The organism is Microbulbifer hainanensis, from assembly GCF_014904735.1.
GTDB lineage: Bacteria > Pseudomonadota > Gammaproteobacteria > Pseudomonadales > Cellvibrionaceae > Microbulbifer > Microbulbifer hainanensis.
The window spans coordinates 18,364-34,638 of record NZ_JACZCR010000044.1; the positions used below are offsets into that span (position 1 = coordinate 18,364).

Consider the following 16,275-nt stretch of genomic DNA (forward strand, 5'->3'; position numbering starts at 1 on the left):
CTATCTGGCCCGCAATAAGTCCTGCATAGGCCAGTCTGGATAACCTGATCGCAGAAGCCAGTTTCTTTAGCGGGAGTGTCACTTGTTTAATTTGCATACCGGCACCTTGGAAAGAGCATCCTGCTCAAATTCAGTATTCGGAATATGTCGCGTGGATCAATTGAAGAAAAAGGAAAAATCGGCGTAAATTGCTGGATTATCAGGATCATCGCCGGTGCCCTCGATTGAGGATTTGGACATGGTCGGCCAGGATATCGATATCTGGCTGGCGAAGTACTCAGCCCAGCTCAGTTTGAAAAGAAACCCCGCGCCCGAGAAAGTCGTCCAGTCATCGTCCAGGCCATCCTCGTAGTTATTGACAACGCCATAGCCGCCGTCGGCTATCAGGGCCACCTGTAAGATGTCATTCAGTCGACTGCCAAATACCGTTGGATTGATGGCTTCCGGGAAATCAAAATACCACTCGGCGGAGAGTAATCCGGCACGGTCCGCAGAAAAATCCCGCACGTCAAATGCACGTACGCCATTGGCCCCGCCAAGCGAGAACTGCTCAAATGCCGGCAGATTACTGTCGCTATACTGCCAGCGACTCTTCAATATGAATCGCGATCGTGCATCGGTAAATGGCAGCGGCAGAAAGAAGAGAGAGCTTGTATCGGCTGCAAATTTGGTAAAATCCGCTCCGCGCAACGGATCTACCTCGTTCTGGTGCTCGCCATATTGGAGTTTCGCATTGAGGACATTCAGCATAGGTACTGTGCCATCTGACAGTTTGTCCACGTAGACGCCAAACTCTCCCCCAAACACATGATCGCCCGGCTCTGGCAATTCGATGATTGCGTCGAGATCTGACTCTTTGTCCGTCAGCCCAAAGGAGCCGGTGAGATTGAAGTCTCGCGATCTCCTGAATTTGTGGTCGACACTCAACGCGTAACTTTTATTGACACCACTGATATCTAGCAGGTTAATCACATTATTCTTGTTATCGACATCGTGCAGACTGAATTTGTTGTAGTCTGCGGAAAAGTGTAAACGGTTGCGCGGCCCAAATATGGGCAAGCTGTAGTGGAACTGACCAAGATCGGAGCCAAAATCTGAATTGAGATTATCCGCGTTACTTGACCTCAGATAACCGATGGTTAGCGCATCCCCAATCCCCATGGGGTTCAGCCAGTCAAAAGATGTAAATACGCGCTGGTCACCCGTATAGATAGAACCGTGATTGTCGACACGCGTCACCACATTCCAGGAGCGCTCATCGCGCACCTTGAGATTGAGCTTTGTTTCACCGGGATTGTCACCGGCAGTAAAGTAACCGGTGATATTCAGGCTTGGAAGGTCATTGAGTAGATACAGGCCTTCTTCGATCTTTTTATGGCTAACGAGCTTCCCACGCTGGTCTTCAAACGGCTCCGATAGCTGTTCCAGTGAGTAGTGCCGGTTATCCTCGGCGGCTACCTGTCCCAGCAGGCCCTCCTGCACGCTGAGCGTAACCACTCCATTTTCCACCTCCTGAGCCGGTATCTGGACCTGAGCCAGAAACAGGCCGTGCTTGCGATAATAGCTGGTCAACTCTGCCGCAATGTCCTCGAGGTCGCCGTAGGTCAGACCACGCTCGGCATTCTGTTTCTTGATAACCCGGACCAGCTTCTGCAGGTCAGCTGGACCGAGATCTTCGGGGGTGTACTGGGCATTCATACTATCCAGTAATTTCGCCAGCTCTTTCAGGTTGTCTACCGTGTACCCATCGGCGACAACCTGATCCTCCTTCATATACTTAACGCGCAACTCTTCAGTCAGCGCTTCGACCGATTTTCGGTCGATACCGTATTCCGGGTACTCCTCCAGCCGGTGGAAACGGAACTTTTTTACTGTGATTCTCGGACCCTGATTGCGCTTCGCGAGCGTCGGGATTTCTGTATTCAGGTTTGGATCCGTCGCCTGTTGTGTGCGTTTCTTGAAATCCTCGGTTAAATCACTCTCATCAATAGTAGGGACATTCTGGTCGAAGGCTGCGCGAGCCCGGCTACGGAAACTCGACTCTCCATCCTGACAAAAGGCCCAAGTCGGCACCAACAGCAGGCTGGCGCCTACGATCGTCAATTGGCTCATATAGCGCGTGAGCATAGCTCCCCCTTACGAATCCCTGTATCAATCGCCTAAAGCGAAAATGGTCCCCACTGCAGCGCGGACCTCGATTATTCCGAAAATCAATGGAGATCACGGGCGACACGAAACCCGGTTACAGCATCGGCACTGCCATCATGCAGCCGCTTTGTTGTCGCCAGACAACGACTCATTGGGTCTTCCCTGTCACCACCGAGCGCCAGCAATTTGCCGTCCGTACCGTATACCCACTCCTGCACGTTCCCTACCGCATTGACCAGACCAAAGGCATTGGCTGAGCCGGCCTGTGCCGCCACCAATTCTGCCCCCTTTTCAATGCCGCCGTATTTCAGATAGCAATTGCGATCGGCCACTTCCTGCGCTCCATCGGCACTGGCCGCCGCAAACCATTCCCGCTCTGTCGGAAGCCGGTAGTCATAGCCAGTTTGCTCGCCCAACCACTGCAGGTATCCCTTTGCATCGACAATACCGATATTCTGTACAGGCAATTTATCCGCGCCGAGCTTCAATGCTTTGCAACTGCCGGTCTCGCTACAATAGTGTTTGAATTCGCCGTTGGTGATTTCGTATTTACCAATGACCAATGGCTTCCGCTTACTTCCTTTTACCACAACCATGGCAGGGCCATCGGTACCGTTTTCAAGTCGGTCGGCACAGCTGTAGCGGTCGCCACGGCCGCCACTGCCGGGTCGTAAGTGGCCACAGAAATCCAGTTTAAAATTGCTAAGGACCGACTGATTCGGAAGAAGGCTGCGCGCCGCGACCAGCAATGGCTCAGTCCGCAGAGGGTTTTCACTGGCGAGGCGCGTGAAGCAGCTGCTCAATTCACTTGCGAGTACCGGACGAATTTGCTGTGCTTTTGCGGCATCCAGTGCACTGAGGCGCGAGAGCTGTGTGCCTACACTGGCGATCTTCATTTGGAAATCACAGCGCAGCGCCACTTCCATATCGTCGAGTACCGCATCGATCTTGCGCTGTTTCTCGCGGGCCTGCTGTGCGCGCTCCGCGCGAAGTTCTTCCTGGCGAAGGCGTTCTGCCTCGCGCTCGGCCGCACGCCGCTCGTCCGCAAGGCGTTCCTGCAATTCCCGACGCTCTTCGGTCACTTTAGACTCGACTTCAGCTGCAGCATTGGAAGTTGTATGCCAACTTGCGGCGCGTGCGAGCATATTCTCTGCGTCGTCCAGATTGCCCAGGTTCAGCTGGCCGGTAGCTGCTGATACAAAGAGCTCCGAGACTCGCTGGCGAGATAAATCCAGATAATCCTTATCTGCGGGGTTGAGTGTCGCGTATTCCCGCAGCTCCTCTTCGAGGTCCTGCTCCCAGGAAGGTGTGAGGATACTCAGCCCGATCAGGCGGTCTACGGCTTCCTTTTTATCGGCGATGCGGCGTTGCAGCAGCTCATCCTGCAACTTCTGCTCAAGTTCCACCTTGACCCGCTGCTGTTCCGCGACGTTCTGCCGCTCGAGATGTGCATAACCAACGGCACCTCCGACCAGCAGTGCTGCAAATGCAGTCCCCAGAACCCAACGCCAGGTATTATTGCCGAAGAAATTCTGTTCGAATTTTTCGACGGTAGGTGTGCGATGTTCGCGCTTCAGCGCCAGCGCCATTTCCAGCGCGCGCCATTGCCTCCGGCTCAGACCGCGGATTCTCTTCGGTTTCAGGCTTTGCTCGAAGGCCTTGTCGGCGGGAACCTTCCCGTAAGGGTGACGCCCGCAGAAGAGTTCATAGGCAACGCAGCCCAAGGCAAACACATCGTCGCTTGGCGCCGGTTCAGCGCCCTGCAGCATCTCCATGCTCGCATAGGCGGGAGTCAGCGCTCCGAGGGTACTCGCATCAAATACCGTTTTTTCGCCGGCTTTATTACCAATCCCCCCCTCAGATACCGCACGTGCGATTCCGAAGTCGAAAACTTTCGCGCCTTTCTTGGCCGTGACAAAGATATTGCCCGGTTTGAAGTCGGAGTGGACGATATGATGTGAGTGGGCATATATCAGCGCCTGCGCAATATCGTGCAAAATTCTGCACGCCTGCTCGGTGTCAAGACCAACATCGACGTGCTCCCGCAACAATTTGTCGAGTGGCGCCCCCTCGAGAAACTCCATGGTCATGAAGACCCGATCACCCTCGCGATCGAAATCATATACCGTAACGATATTTGGGTGGGCAAGGGTCTGCGACTTCCGCGCTTCACGCTGCAACGAGATAAAAGCATCCGGGTGCTGTTGGAAATCCTCGTTTAAAAGCTTGATAGCGACGTAGGGCTCGCTATCGCTGGCCTCCAGCTTTCTGCGGTCAAGCGCTTTGTAGACAGCGCCCATACCACCAACACCAAGCAATTTATCCAGCTCGAAGCGGCCTTTTATAATTGTTTTGGTGACGGCTCCCGAGCGGGATGTAGACGGCTCAAAATGTACCGCTTCGTGAATGCCGGCTTGTACACCTGTACCAGCTGACCTTTTCGCACCTCTGCCCCGAGGTTGATATACGGTCGAATCAGCGGCTTGCTTGGCAGAACCAGTCGGAATCAGTCCCGGATTGGAACCGACGGGAGGGTGATCATTTGCACCGGTATTATCACCGCCGATAAAAACTGTAGTATCACCATCATCTTCGCATCCTCTGGAAGATGACAAATCAGTTTTTTCAGACGGCCTGACTATGCGCGTCTTGTCACTCAAATCAACCTCCCTGGAAGATTTCCTCGGCATGTCCTTTGCCGATATCATTTTTGCGTGGTCAATCGCTATAAAGGGCGACGACAAAAATTGCGGGCGCAGTATACCTGAGGCGATATAGCCTCAACAATTCAATATTCCACTTATGCGTTCCAACTCCGGAACAGACGAAAGAATCTTAAATCCACTATTTCTCTCTTCGCGATTGATACTCCTTCATGCGACAACAATCAACCGGATGTAATAATGAGAAATATGATTAAAGCCATTTTGCGCCAATCTTTTAAATTATTTGATTAAAAAATAGTTCCGGAGTGAAAATTGCGAGATTAGATGTTCACAGGTAGCTGACACACAGCACACATTAATCGCAGGTATGTATTCTCGGCAAATACATAAATGGTGCCTGAGTGGAAATTTCACACATCCGTACCATTCCAAATTCGACACACAATAAATGTGTGCCAGAGTCGATTAAATAGTTGTCAAAGTCTGTTTTTTTTGTGGGGTCGCTCTGCTTAAATGCCTTCAATTGCCAAGAAGGCAAGCCCTGCGCTGCTGCCACTGTGCGGTGGTAAAGGAAGCACCACCCAAGAAACCGTCCATACACATATGAGGGATTACTTATGGCTATCTACCTGAACTTCAACAACGGCTCACCGGCTGGCAACGTTACGGCAAAGGGCTACGAAGACTGGATTGCAATCGACAGCTTCAGCTTCGGTGTCGGTCGTGCTATCAGCATGGAAGCGGGTGCAATGGCAAATCGTGAGGCAACACGCCCAAGCATCAGCGAGGTCACTCTCAGTAAGCACATTGACGCTGCATCTGGTGGACTGTTCAAAGCCTCAGTATCCGGTGACGAAGGTGTTGTCGCAGAGATTCACATTGTTCAGACTGGTGCCAACGCAGTAGAGAAATACGCGGTTTACAAGCTGGAAGATGCGATTATTTCTTCCTACAGCATCAGCGCCACGAGCGGCGGGGCCCCGATGGAATCCATCTCCCTGAGCTTCGCCAAGATCGAGGCAGAGCTCAACCACGCAGACAAGACCAACAAGAATCCGAAAAACATGCGTGTTGGCTACGACCTCACCACTGCCGCTGTTATGTAAGCTAAATCACGCTTACACCGCCGGGCCCTTCTCATGGCGCCACCTGACATGAAACTGGCCCGGCAATTTTAGCCAAGTGTTCTTTGTGAGCATTTCGCTAAAGATTCTGCAATACCAACCGCATGATGCACAAATCCTAAGCACCTGAAAGGGAAATGGGTCTGGTTATGTCTACGCTCAATCAAGACAAGCGCATGATTCACGTCGACAGCCCGGTCGGCACTGATGCAATGATTGCGACCTCTATTCATGGTGAAGAACATATTTCGAAGCCCTTTCGCTATCAGCTCGAATTACTTTCCGACGATCACGCGGTCACCCAGAAAGATGTTGTGGGTAAAGTGCTTACAGCAACAATACACCATGCCAAGGCACCCCGGTATATCAGTGGTTTTGTAACGCACTTTTCAATGCACGATGTCAATGCCGAGGGTTTGCGAAGTTATAGTGCAGTCATTCAACCAGGGTTGTGGTTTACCAATCTCGGTGGGAAGAACAGGATTTTTGAAAAAAAATCTGCCAAACAGATTCTCGAAGAGGTGCTCGGCGAGTACAGCAAGGTTATCAAGCTTTCAGTTAAACTCAGCGGCGAATATATACCCAGGGAATATTGTGTGCAGTTTGACGAGAGCGATTTCCAATTCGTTACCCGCCTGATGGCGGAGGAAGGTATCGCTTACTATTTCCGGCACAGTAGTAGTGATCATGAACTGGTACTCTGTGACGATCCCCAGGATTTTTACGATTGCCATTCAGAGAAGGTCGAGTATGACGGTGGCGGATCTCACCCTACCCAGCATACGGTCAGTAGCTGGCGTCGAAGTTTCAACTACCACGGCGGAGGGTTTGAGCTAAAAGACTACAGCGAGTTCACCGCGAACAAGGATAATAAGCAGCAAGTCAAAACCACCAGCGGACTGAATGACGTATCCAGTTATGTGCGCAGTCTCTATGGCATGAATCACTTCGAGGCTGACGGGGAGCATAAGCGAAAATTCAAGGACAGCTACCATAAGGCGCTTGCTGATAGAGCCATGGAGGCCCAGGAAGCGCTGTTTGACCTGGGAAACGGCACCAGCGATTGCCCGAGCTTCAGCGCTGGCGGAAGATTCAACTTCGATCACCCGCTGGCGACCGAGAAAGGTAAGTATCTGCTCACTTCACTACAGATCTCCGCGACTGACGGTAACAGCCAGGGTTCCAAGTTCCACAACACATTCAGTTGCATACCATCATCGGCAATGCCGCGCCCAGACCCTCTTATCAGCGCAAATAAAATTCACTCGCCCCAGGTAGCCCAGGTGCTGGAAGTCAAGGCCACTGCCGCGTCCAGTTCCAAGGACCCGTATACCCAGGTCAAAGTCAAATTTCCCTGGAATTCGGCGCAGAACAGCTGCTGGGTGCGTGTAATGCAGTCTTTCGCCGGAAAGAATTGGGGTACAAACTTTGTACCGAGAGTCGGTCAGGAGGTTGTGGTGACCTATCTCAATGGAGATCCCGACCGTCCAATTGTCACCGGCGCCGTCTATAACGGTGATAACCCGGGCCCCAACTACACCGCAACCCAGAGCGGGTGGAAAACCGAGTTTGAAGGCAGCAAATACAACGAGCTTCGCTTTGATGATAAGGGAGGAAGCGAAGAAATCTATATGGAGGCAGGAAAGGATCACAACTATGTGATTCATAACGACCAGACAGGTAAAATTGAGAACAAGCAAACACTGGAAGTGAAGCAGGATCGCAGCATTACCGTAAGCGAAGGCAGCGAGACAGTCACCATCGCAAAAGGCGATCAGACCATCGATATCGATAAAGGGAACCAGAAAACCACACTGGGATCCGGTGATCACACGCTGAAGATCAGTCAGGGAAAGCAGACCACGGACGCCATGGGCGCAATCAAGATCACCTCCAAAACCTCGATTGAACTGAAAGTAGGCAGTAGCAGCATCAAGTTGACACCGACGGGTGTCACCATCAAGGGGGTCGCGTTGTCATGTAAAGGGGATGCCACTGTCGAAGTCAAAGGCGGTGCCACTACTGAAGTCAAAGCCGGTGCCATGTTGACGCTGAAAGGCGGCGTCACCATGATCAACTGACGGAGTGAGCAATGACTGACCTGGTTAAAGTCCAAGCGCTGACGGCGGCCGAACTGCTCAAAAATTTTGAAGTGAGTGAAGAGGCGGAAGGGCACCTGGTGCCCGAGACAGCGCCGGAAGTGAGTATTAACCGGTTGATGGATGCAGGCTTGTACCCGGATGCGATAAAAATACTCGCCCACGGTCTACCCAAGCGAGAAGCTGTGTGGTGGGCCTGCCTTTCGGCACGGGATATCCAGAACCCGCAAACCGATGAGGACAATGTGAATGCTTTGATCGCTGCGGAAAGCTGGGTCAAGAAGCCAGCGGAGGAGGCCCGCCTGCGCTGTAAACTGCTGGGCGAGAAAACCAAGCACAAGACGCCGGCAAGCTGGGCGGCTACCGCTGCCAGTTGGTGCCACGGTAGTTTGGCGGCCGAAGGCGAACCGGTCATTGAGCCGCCAGCGCACCTTTACGCGCATGCGGTGGCCGGAAGTGTCACACTGGCCGCAGTACTTTCCGATCCAGTTAATCCCAGCAAGGCATTTGTTCGCTACCTGAACCAGGGTCTGGATCTGGCCCGTGGTGGCAACGGCCGTATAGAGGATTAAAGCATGGGAAAGCCCGCTGCTCGCATTACCGATATGCATGTCTGCCCTATGGTTACCGGCACGGTGCCTCACGTGGGCGGCCCTATCGTCAGCCCCGGTGGGCCCACAGTCATAATTGGCGGATTGCCATCTGCCACGGCAACCAGCACATGTACCTGTGTCGGGCCACCCGACACCATCCTAATGGGTAGTGCCACTGTGCTTATCCAAAAGAAGCCTGCGGCACGTATGGGAGACTCTACCAGCCATGGCGGCACTATTGTGGGAGGATGTCCTACGGTTTTGATTGGTGGTTGACCAGATAGGTATTGATCTTATTGATGACTTGTATCAGAGATAAAATCCATCTATGAATTCAAGATCATTAATAAAATTCTTTCTAGCAGTTTTATTTTTTCGAGTCAGGTTCTTTCTATGTCAATTTTCGATACGAGAAATGCATTCCTGTTCTCACCGTCAAAAATAAAAATAACTCAAAATGGAGAGACATTTAAAAATTTGAAAGTGATCCGCCGCTGGGAATGGAAGGATGGACTTGAAGAGGATTCGTCCTACACAGACGAGCACGGATTTGTTGAATTTGACGGCATCAGAGACCCAGGTATCAGTCAAATTTTACCCATTCAGTTTTTTGTTGCTCAGCAATTGGCCATCGTTATAAATGGCGATGAAGAGATTTTGTGGGAAAACGCCAAAATGAGTCCGGCAAAAAACTCTGAGCTAGATGGCCAGCCGTTGATTTTAAATTGCGACATTAACGAGAAGGAAAAGACTTACCGGATTGGCGGCTCTGACTTATATACAAGATGCAGATGGAAGACCGGTGAAAAAATATGATACATAAATATTCTGCTCAGATGACAATGAATATATATCAGAAAAGGCTAGCATTCTAAATATATTTATGAATAAGGGTAAATGGAACCCTCAATACACTGGCAATAACAGCAAATAAATAAGCTTAATCTTCGGCGCATTGTGACTTCTATTTTCATCCAGACACTCTTTAAGTATCAAATATTTATGATTTATAACAACAACCAATCATCATATTTTTGTAATTTTGGGCATCTATTTATACAAAACATGATATTAAGAACCTTCATAATTCTACTTCTTACCATTCCAATCAAGAGTAACGCGATGGCCTTTCTCAATTCACTAAAAGCCTGCATCTTCTCTGAAATGAAGATCAAATTAACGCTTGATGGAGAACCTGCACATGGTGCAAAGGTTATACGATCAGTAAACTGGAAAGAAGAGATGGTAGATACATTTACCACCGATGAGTCAGGAAATGTACTACTTCCGGCAATGTACGCTGCTTCCGTTACCCAGATAATGCCTATCGAATTCGTATCATCCCAAGTTATCCAAGTCGAATATAATGATAAAAGTTATAAGATATGGGTCTACGCAAAGAGAGACCCCTCAGAAAACTCTGAAATGAACGGAAAGCCTTTCATCCTTACCTGTGAATTAACCCAAGAACCGAAATTAGAACGGGCCTTTGACTCAATCGTTAAAACATCTTGCAGGTGGGAATAACTATGCTTACTCCGGAATATAGCGCTAGGCTAGCAGATGATATCTACCTGATAAAAAATCCAGGAACACGCGAACTATTCCTTGAAACATATCAGAATGATTTCCTCGTAAATGAAGTCAAGGAAATCAACAATGATAAAAGATCTGCCAAAATAGTTGGAAAAACTGGAGCTCTTGTTTTTCTAAAGTCCGAGCACACAATGGGTGTTGCAGCCTATGGGATCAACAACTTCAAAGGCCATGCGATTGTAGTTCTTAAAGGCACCGCAAGTGGCTACGATGCACTTACGGACTTGAATGCGGGCTTGAAAAGCTTCTATACAGGTGGCGCCGTTCATCAGGGATTCTATTATACGTTTTCCTCTTTTCTCCCTCAGCTAACTAAATTTGCAGACAACCTTCCAACAGAAGTACACAGTATTCACTGTATAGGACATAGCCTGGGCGGCGCGCTCGCCACCCTTGCCGCAGACTGGCTTGCCTCCAGAACTGGTAAAACAGCAAAACTGTATACATTCGGCAGTCCGAGGGTAGGACTCGACTTCTTCGCTACCGCATGCAGGAAAAGACTAAGAGAAGAAAATATTTTTCGTACTTACCACCAGCACGATCCGGTGCCCATGGTCCCAACGTGGCCTTTTATTCACGTTCCTGATGGCGGAATCGGAGACTTCCAAATCCCTTCACCTAATTCTATGAATCCGATTCAGCATCACAAGATGGGCAATTATGTGTCATCAGTTGCTCCAAATGGTACTAGCTTGGACTGGGATACGATACGCAAATACCGGCCCAAAAGTGAAATGCGAAAAAGCATTGAAGCATGGCTAAAGTCCGACTCCATCTTATCTCTGTCTCTCAATACTGCCCGGATGGCAAGTGAGGCTTTAGTTTGGGTACTGAAAAAAGTGGGTCAGCTTTCAGGAATAGCGCTTGTTATTACCGGAGGTACTGCATTTACGCTCCTGGATCGACTTGCAATATTTATGCACGAGGCTTATCAATTCAGCAAGGAGGTTTCATTCTGGATATTGCGGCTAATTAAACGCTTAGCCCAATTAATCGGCATAAAAATCAAAAATGACTTCAATATGACGGTCGCTTTTATCCGTGCAATTTTTCTACGGGTACACCGTGCAGTTTCAGACTTGGTAATGCGAGCAGGCAGATTAATTGACTAACTGATATCCGCCGATCCTCCATCACTTGCAATTGCTGTTACTAAAGGATTATTGAAAGGCCGTTATCTCTTCAGCAATTTCCATACGGTTTAGGCGCTCACTAGCAAGGACATGCAAGGCATTTGTTCGCTACCTGGGCCTGGATCTGACCCGTGGTGGCAACGCCCGTATAGAGGATTAACGCATGGGAAAGCCCGCAGCTCACATTACCGATATGCATGTCTGCCCTATGGTTACTGGCACGGTGCCTCACGTGGGCGGACTTATCGTCAGCCCCCGTGGACCCACAGTAATAATTGGCGGATTGACATCTCCCACGGCAACCAGCACATGAACCGTGTCGGGCCACCCAACACCATCCTTATCGGCAGCGCCACTGTTCCCATCCAAAAGACCTGCGGCACGCATGGGCGATTCAACCACTCACGGTAGAGTAATTTTTGGCGGATTCCCCACTGTACTGACAGGAGGACAAAATGTGCGGAAAGTAATCTTTTTAACCTTATTTCTAATAACTAATACTGGAGTAGCCATGTCTATAATCGGCGGTAAAGAGGTCTTTCTTTTCTCTAAAGTTAGCGCCCACCTAACCTATGAAGGTAAGACCGCTTCAAATATCCCTGTACACCGCATAGTCCAATACGAAGGAGAAAAATTTGAAGATACGATCAAGACAAATGAAAACGGTTTTTTTTCTTTCCCGCCACTATCCAAAAAAGAGTTCTCAATCTTACCGAAAGAATTTGTATCCCATCAAAAGCTGGTAGCTGAATACAAAGGAAAACTGTATTTGGTATGGGAAACTGTAAAACGTAGCGAAGAAGAAAACTCAGAGCTTGAAGGAAGGAAGCTTGATTTGAAATGTGAAATTACTGGAGAAACTAAATTTTTCCATTTGATGCTTCACTCTATCGGAACAAACTGCACCTGGAGCAACTAAGAGGTTGCCGGAATGGCCAGCGTTATAAGCAACAAGGATTCAGCGAATCTAGCTAGCGCCGTATATGAAATACAATGTGACTCTTTTACACCAGCTAAGATTGATCGGTTTAAGAACACCTGGGATCTATCAGATAAAAATGATGTCGTAAATGGCTATTCAGGCACGCTCTGGATCATAAAAAACAAACTGGATTTGGCGTCGTGGCCGAAGGGAAAGGAAACTTCAGTGGTGATATACTCATTCTATTGTGGGGAACAGACAATAAGTTCGACTTGGCTACCGACGCGACTATTGGGTTTTCGCCCTCAGAAAATGGAAGCTTTGTTCACACAGGGTTTAACAAATGCTTTCAGTCAATTTTACCAGAAATTAAAAAATGTTTATCTGAGCACAAGCAACCAATAGATACAGTTCACTGTATAGGTCACAGCCTTGGCGGGGCACTGGCGACCTTAACTGCTGAGTGGTTAAAGAATTCAAAGTATGCAAAGACATCAGACATAAAGCTATATACGTTTGGAAGCCCTAGAGTTGGCGCATCTAGTTTCGTGAAGTCACTCACACGAGAGATGTTGAAAGGTACAGATATATGCCGTGTTTACCACAAAACTGACGTCGTACCCATGGTGCCGATATGGCCTTTTTTCACGTGCCAGGAAAAAGTGATGCTTACTGTTTAAACAGTCCAGGAAGCATGCCATCTGGAGAATATCACAAGATGAAAAATTACATCGCCACTATTAGTAAGTCATCGCCTTGGGAAACAATGTATATTTTAGAGCCTGAGATATCAACAACCGCCATTGAACAATGGCTGTCATCCAGTGGTCCGCTCAGCCTTTGCATGAATACAATGAACATGATTAACGAGGCGATTGGGTATGTCATTACTAATGATATTAAAAATTGCCGGAGTTAGCTTACAGTTTGGCTTAGCTTCTGGAGTAACGCTTCTTGATATGCTCGCGTATGTACTGAAAAAAGGGATAGATTTTTCAACCAAGCTATCCATATGGGTTTACAGGCTGATTTCGAGAATAATGTCTGCTTTAGGGCTTAAGGTAGCAAAAGATATAAACATAAGCGTTATTTTTATCCGGCATATATTTCGCATACTAAAGGAAAGAGTTGACAGCCTGGTGCAATTTGCCACTCGATCAATATTTAATGGATAGAAACTTAACCCAACGGGATCATATGAATCCGTAACAGCAAGATAAACCAGATTTTTGTCGTGAAGATATCAACTCACCGAAGTTAAAATTACTATCCCAATGCCTAAAGGCCCTCATCATTGAGGGCCTCAAATATAGATACTTGTATCTATTCAACTTTGTAACCGAACTCTCCAGTCTCTGTCGCCTTCACACGGATCGCCTTTATTTCTTCAGAATTTGCCATGCGATTTAAACATTCACCAGCCAGGGCCGGCAGTAACGTCCTGTTTAATATCACTTCTATGTTTCGCGCGCCGGTATCCGATTCCTGACAGCGTGCAACAATATTGATCAACACATCATCATCGTAGGTAAACTCAGCGCCGTAATGCTCCCTGATCCGCTTCTCGATTCGGCGCATATTGATTTTGCAGATCTCCACCAGGTTTTCGTCATCCAGCGGATAGTAGGCGATGACATTCGCCCGCCCCAGAAATGCCGGTTTGAATTTCTTCAGCAGTTCCGGGCGAATATTGTCCAGCAGCACATCTGGCTCCGGCTTCTGTTCAACTTGCTCGAAAATCGCACGGATCGCATCTTCACCGGCGTTTGAGGTCATGATAATCACGGTATTTTTGAAATCAATGTCGCGGCCCTCACCATCCTTAATCGAACCTTTATCAAAGAGATTGTAGAAAATATCCTGGACGCCCGGATGCGCTTTTTCCATTTCATCGAGGAGAATGACCGAATAGGGCTTGCGACGCGCTGCCTCAGTCAAGACACCACCCTCTCCATAGCCAACGTATCCCGGGGGTGAGCCCAAGAGCATGGATACCTTGTGCTCTTCCTTGAACTCCGACATATTGATGGTCGTTATATTCTGCTCGCCGCCAAATAGTTCGTCGGCCAGAGCGAGTGCTGTTTCGGTCTTGCCGACACCACTGGTGCCGCAGAACATAAACACGCCCACCGGCTTACGAGGATCAGTAAGTCCGGCACGGGAGGTGCGGATTGCCTGCGCGACCGCTTCGGTCGCGTGAGGCTGGCCTATGACGCGAGCATTGAGGCGCTCGGCTAGCGTCTGCACGGCGACGATTTCATCCGAGACCATCTTGCCCACCGGGATACCCGTCCAATTGGCGATAACCTCGGCGATGGCCTGCTCATCGACCGCGGGCTGCATCAGTGGTGTATCACCCTGAACTTCCTGCAGCTGGCTGTGCAGTGCCGCCAGCTGCTGTTTGAGGTCGGCCATAGCAGCCCCATCCTGAAACTCTTCACCGGAGAGTTTGCTCTGGAATTGCTCGTCTATCTGGTCCCTGAGCAGATGAATCTGCTCAACCAGCTCCACTTCCTGCCGCCGCTGACCTTCCAGTCGCTCCAGGCGCAATTCAGCTTCCGCTTTTTGTGCGGCCAATAACGCCAACTGCTCTTCGTGGACACCAGTTGCAGCGTTTTCCCGCTGTAATTTTTCTATTGTTGTGGTGGTACGGGCAATGATGCGTTGGGCATCCTCTATCGGGCCGGGCGTGGCAGATTGAGCCAAAGCCACACGGGCGCAGGCGGTGTCCAGCAGGCTGACGGATTTGTCTGGAAGCTGGCGTCCGGGGATATAACGGTGCGACAGCGTTACTGATGCAATGATAGCCTCATCGAGGATCCGCACCCGATGGTGCTCTTCCAGCGAGGTTGCGATGCCGCGCATCATATCGATAGCTTTCTCTTCGCCGGGCTCTTCGACCTTGACCACCTGAAAACGTCGCGTGAGTGCCGGATCCCGCTCGAAATATTTCTTGTACTCCGCCCAGGTGGTTGCAGCAATAGTACGCAATTCACCGCGGGCCAATGCCGGCTTCAGCAGATTGGCCGCATCTCCCTGGCCCTCCTTGCCACCTGCGCCGATCATTGTATGAGCTTCATCGATAAACAGGATGATTGGGGTGGCCGAGGCACGGACTTCCTCAATGACGGACTTCAGTCGGCTTTCGAACTCGCCTTTAACGCTGGCGCCCGCCTGTAGCAGACCGAGATCCAATGTCCGCAAGGCCACATTACGCAATGGTTCTGGCACGTCCCCACTGGCGATACGCAGTGCGAAACCCTCGACCACAGCGGTCTTACCCACGCCGGCTTCACCGGTCAGAATCGGATTGTTCTGTCTGCGGCGGGTGAGTATATCGATGCACTGGCGGATTTCTTCATCGCGCCCCAGTACCGGGTCAATCTCGCCTTTTGCCGCCCGCTCGGTCAGGTTTACGGTGTATTTGTCCAGCGCCGGTGCCTTGCTGGCTGCCGCCGCCACAGCCGCCGTCCCTTCATCGCCCGCGGCAGCGCTGCTGATGTGGCTAGATTCACCACTGTGGCCAAACATGGCACGGGCAGTTTCGCGAATGGATTCCGGCGCAATGGCTTTCAATTCAGGACAACTTTCCAGCAACTGGCGGCGAGAGGTCTCTTCCAGCAGGAGGGCTGCCAACAGATGGCCCGAACTGATCGCTCGATGTCCGTAATCGATAGAGGCGAGCATCCAGGCATTCTTTGCACCCTCGACGATACTGGGTGCCAATGCGGCCGGGCGACTGCTACCGGACTTAAAGGCGGCGATAGTACCGGCCAACTGCTTTGCAAGGCTGGATGGATTGACGTCGTGTTTCTCCAGCAAGTGGTAGAAGTCCGTATCGGACTGGTCGAGCAGTTTCAGGAGCCAGTGCTCCAGTTCGACATTGTATTGACTCTGTGCCATGCAGAGTCCCGCCGCGCCCTCGAGAGAATCGCGCATATGGGGCGTCATGGTATCCACGAGTCGTTTGAGGTCGATATTGATCATGGTGCAA

The 16,275-nt window shown here is 50.0% G+C and carries 13 protein-coding genes; 10 read left to right on the plus strand and 3 right to left on the minus strand.

Features of this window, described 5'->3' with window-relative positions:
* Positions 1–156 precede the first annotated feature (156 nt).
* Positions 157–2,127, minus strand: a complete 1,971-nt coding sequence (locus IG168_RS16825; protein WP_193165758.1) for a ShlB/FhaC/HecB family hemolysin secretion/activation protein — start codon at positions 2,125–2,127, stop codon at positions 157–159.
* An 83-nt stretch (positions 2,128–2,210) separates the two neighbouring features.
* A complete protein-coding gene (locus IG168_RS16830) occupies positions 2,211–4,808 on the minus strand; it encodes a bifunctional serine/threonine-protein kinase/formylglycine-generating enzyme family protein (protein ID WP_193165759.1) in 2,598 nt (865 codons plus the stop codon).
* A 623-nt stretch (positions 4,809–5,431) separates the two neighbouring features.
* Between IG168_RS16830 and IG168_RS16835 the strand changes: the two genes are divergently transcribed.
* From IG168_RS16835 to IG168_RS16880, 10 genes are all read left to right on the plus strand, one after another.
* Positions 5,432–5,920 carry an Hcp family type VI secretion system effector gene (locus IG168_RS16835; protein ID WP_193165760.1) on the plus strand — a complete coding sequence of 163 codons (489 nt, stop codon included), beginning with the start codon at positions 5,432–5,434 and terminating at the stop codon, positions 5,918–5,920.
* Positions 5,921–6,087: 167 nt separating this feature from the next.
* A complete protein-coding gene (locus tag IG168_RS16840) occupies positions 6,088–8,019 on the plus strand; it encodes a type VI secretion system Vgr family protein (RefSeq protein ID WP_193165761.1) in 1,932 nt (643 codons plus the stop codon).
* 11 nt (positions 8,020–8,030) lie between these two features.
* Positions 8,031–8,609 carry a DUF6931 family protein gene (locus tag IG168_RS16845; protein WP_193165762.1) on the plus strand — a complete coding sequence of 193 codons (579 nt, stop codon included), beginning with the start codon at positions 8,031–8,033 and terminating at the stop codon, positions 8,607–8,609.
* A gap of 48 nt (positions 8,610–8,657) precedes the next feature.
* Positions 8,658–8,906, plus strand: a complete 249-nt coding sequence (locus IG168_RS16850) for a PAAR domain-containing protein (RefSeq protein ID WP_226877088.1) — start codon at positions 8,658–8,660, stop codon at positions 8,904–8,906.
* Between the two features lie 117 nt (positions 8,907–9,023).
* Positions 9,024–9,446 (plus strand): DUF6795 domain-containing protein, encoded by a 423-nt coding sequence (locus IG168_RS16855; RefSeq protein ID WP_193165764.1) that lies wholly within the window; start codon positions 9,024–9,026, stop codon positions 9,444–9,446.
* A 306-nt stretch (positions 9,447–9,752) separates the two neighbouring features.
* Entirely contained in the window at positions 9,753–10,157 is a 405-nt protein-coding gene (locus IG168_RS16860) for a DUF6795 domain-containing protein (protein ID WP_193165765.1), read from the plus strand.
* Between the two features lie 2 nt (positions 10,158–10,159).
* Positions 10,160–11,338, plus strand: a complete 1,179-nt coding sequence (locus tag IG168_RS16865) for a lipase family protein (RefSeq protein ID WP_193165766.1) — start codon at positions 10,160–10,162, stop codon at positions 11,336–11,338.
* 406 nt (positions 11,339–11,744) lie between these two features.
* Complete coding sequence (locus IG168_RS20710; RefSeq protein ID WP_226877085.1) at positions 11,745–12,278, plus strand: DUF6795 domain-containing protein; 534 nt, start codon at positions 11,745–11,747, stop codon at positions 12,276–12,278.
* 203 nt (positions 12,279–12,481) lie between these two features.
* The gene (locus IG168_RS21025; protein ID WP_193165767.1) at positions 12,482–12,961 is read left to right on the plus strand and encodes a lipase family protein; all 480 of its coding nucleotides are present in this window, start codon (positions 12,482–12,484) and stop codon (positions 12,959–12,961) included.
* Positions 12,916–13,200 carry a hypothetical protein gene (locus IG168_RS16880; protein WP_193165805.1) on the plus strand — a complete coding sequence of 95 codons (285 nt, stop codon included), beginning with the start codon at positions 12,916–12,918 and terminating at the stop codon, positions 13,198–13,200. The genes IG168_RS21025 and IG168_RS16880 overlap by 46 nt, the downstream gene beginning before the upstream one ends.
* A 404-nt stretch (positions 13,201–13,604) precedes the next feature.
* Here the strand turns inward: IG168_RS16880 and tssH are convergent, their stop codons facing one another.
* Complete coding sequence (gene tssH, locus IG168_RS16885; protein WP_193165768.1) at positions 13,605–16,268, minus strand: type VI secretion system ATPase TssH; 2,664 nt, start codon at positions 16,266–16,268, stop codon at positions 13,605–13,607.
* Positions 16,269–16,275 lie beyond the last annotated feature (7 nt).

Excerpts from the sequence above, each read along its gene's own strand:
- IG168_RS16825 (WP_193165758.1), bottom strand. The coding sequence starts at position 2,127 with ATGCTCACGCGCTATATGAGCCAATTGACGATCGTAGGCGCCAGCCTG.
- IG168_RS16835 (WP_193165760.1), top strand. The coding sequence starts at position 5,432 with ATGGCTATCTACCTGAACTTCAACAACGGCTCACCGGCTGGCAACGTT.
- IG168_RS16840 (WP_193165761.1), top strand. The coding sequence starts at position 6,088 with ATGTCTACGCTCAATCAAGACAAGCGCATGATTCACGTCGACAGCCCG.
- IG168_RS16845 (WP_193165762.1), top strand. The coding sequence starts at position 8,031 with ATGACTGACCTGGTTAAAGTCCAAGCGCTGACGGCGGCCGAACTGCTC.
- IG168_RS16850 (WP_226877088.1), top strand. The coding sequence starts at position 8,658 with ATGGTTACCGGCACGGTGCCTCACGTGGGCGGCCCTATCGTCAGCCCC.
- IG168_RS16855 (WP_193165764.1), top strand. The coding sequence starts at position 9,024 with ATGTCAATTTTCGATACGAGAAATGCATTCCTGTTCTCACCGTCAAAA.
- IG168_RS16860 (WP_193165765.1), top strand. The coding sequence starts at position 9,753 with ATGGCCTTTCTCAATTCACTAAAAGCCTGCATCTTCTCTGAAATGAAG.
- IG168_RS16865 (WP_193165766.1), top strand. The coding sequence starts at position 10,160 with ATGCTTACTCCGGAATATAGCGCTAGGCTAGCAGATGATATCTACCTG.
- IG168_RS20710 (WP_226877085.1), top strand. The coding sequence starts at position 11,745 with ATGGGCGATTCAACCACTCACGGTAGAGTAATTTTTGGCGGATTCCCC.
- IG168_RS16880 (WP_193165805.1), top strand. The coding sequence starts at position 12,916 with ATGGCCTTTTTTCACGTGCCAGGAAAAAGTGATGCTTACTGTTTAAAC.
- tssH (WP_193165768.1), bottom strand. The coding sequence starts at position 16,268 with ATGATCAATATCGACCTCAAACGACTCGTGGATACCATGACGCCCCAT.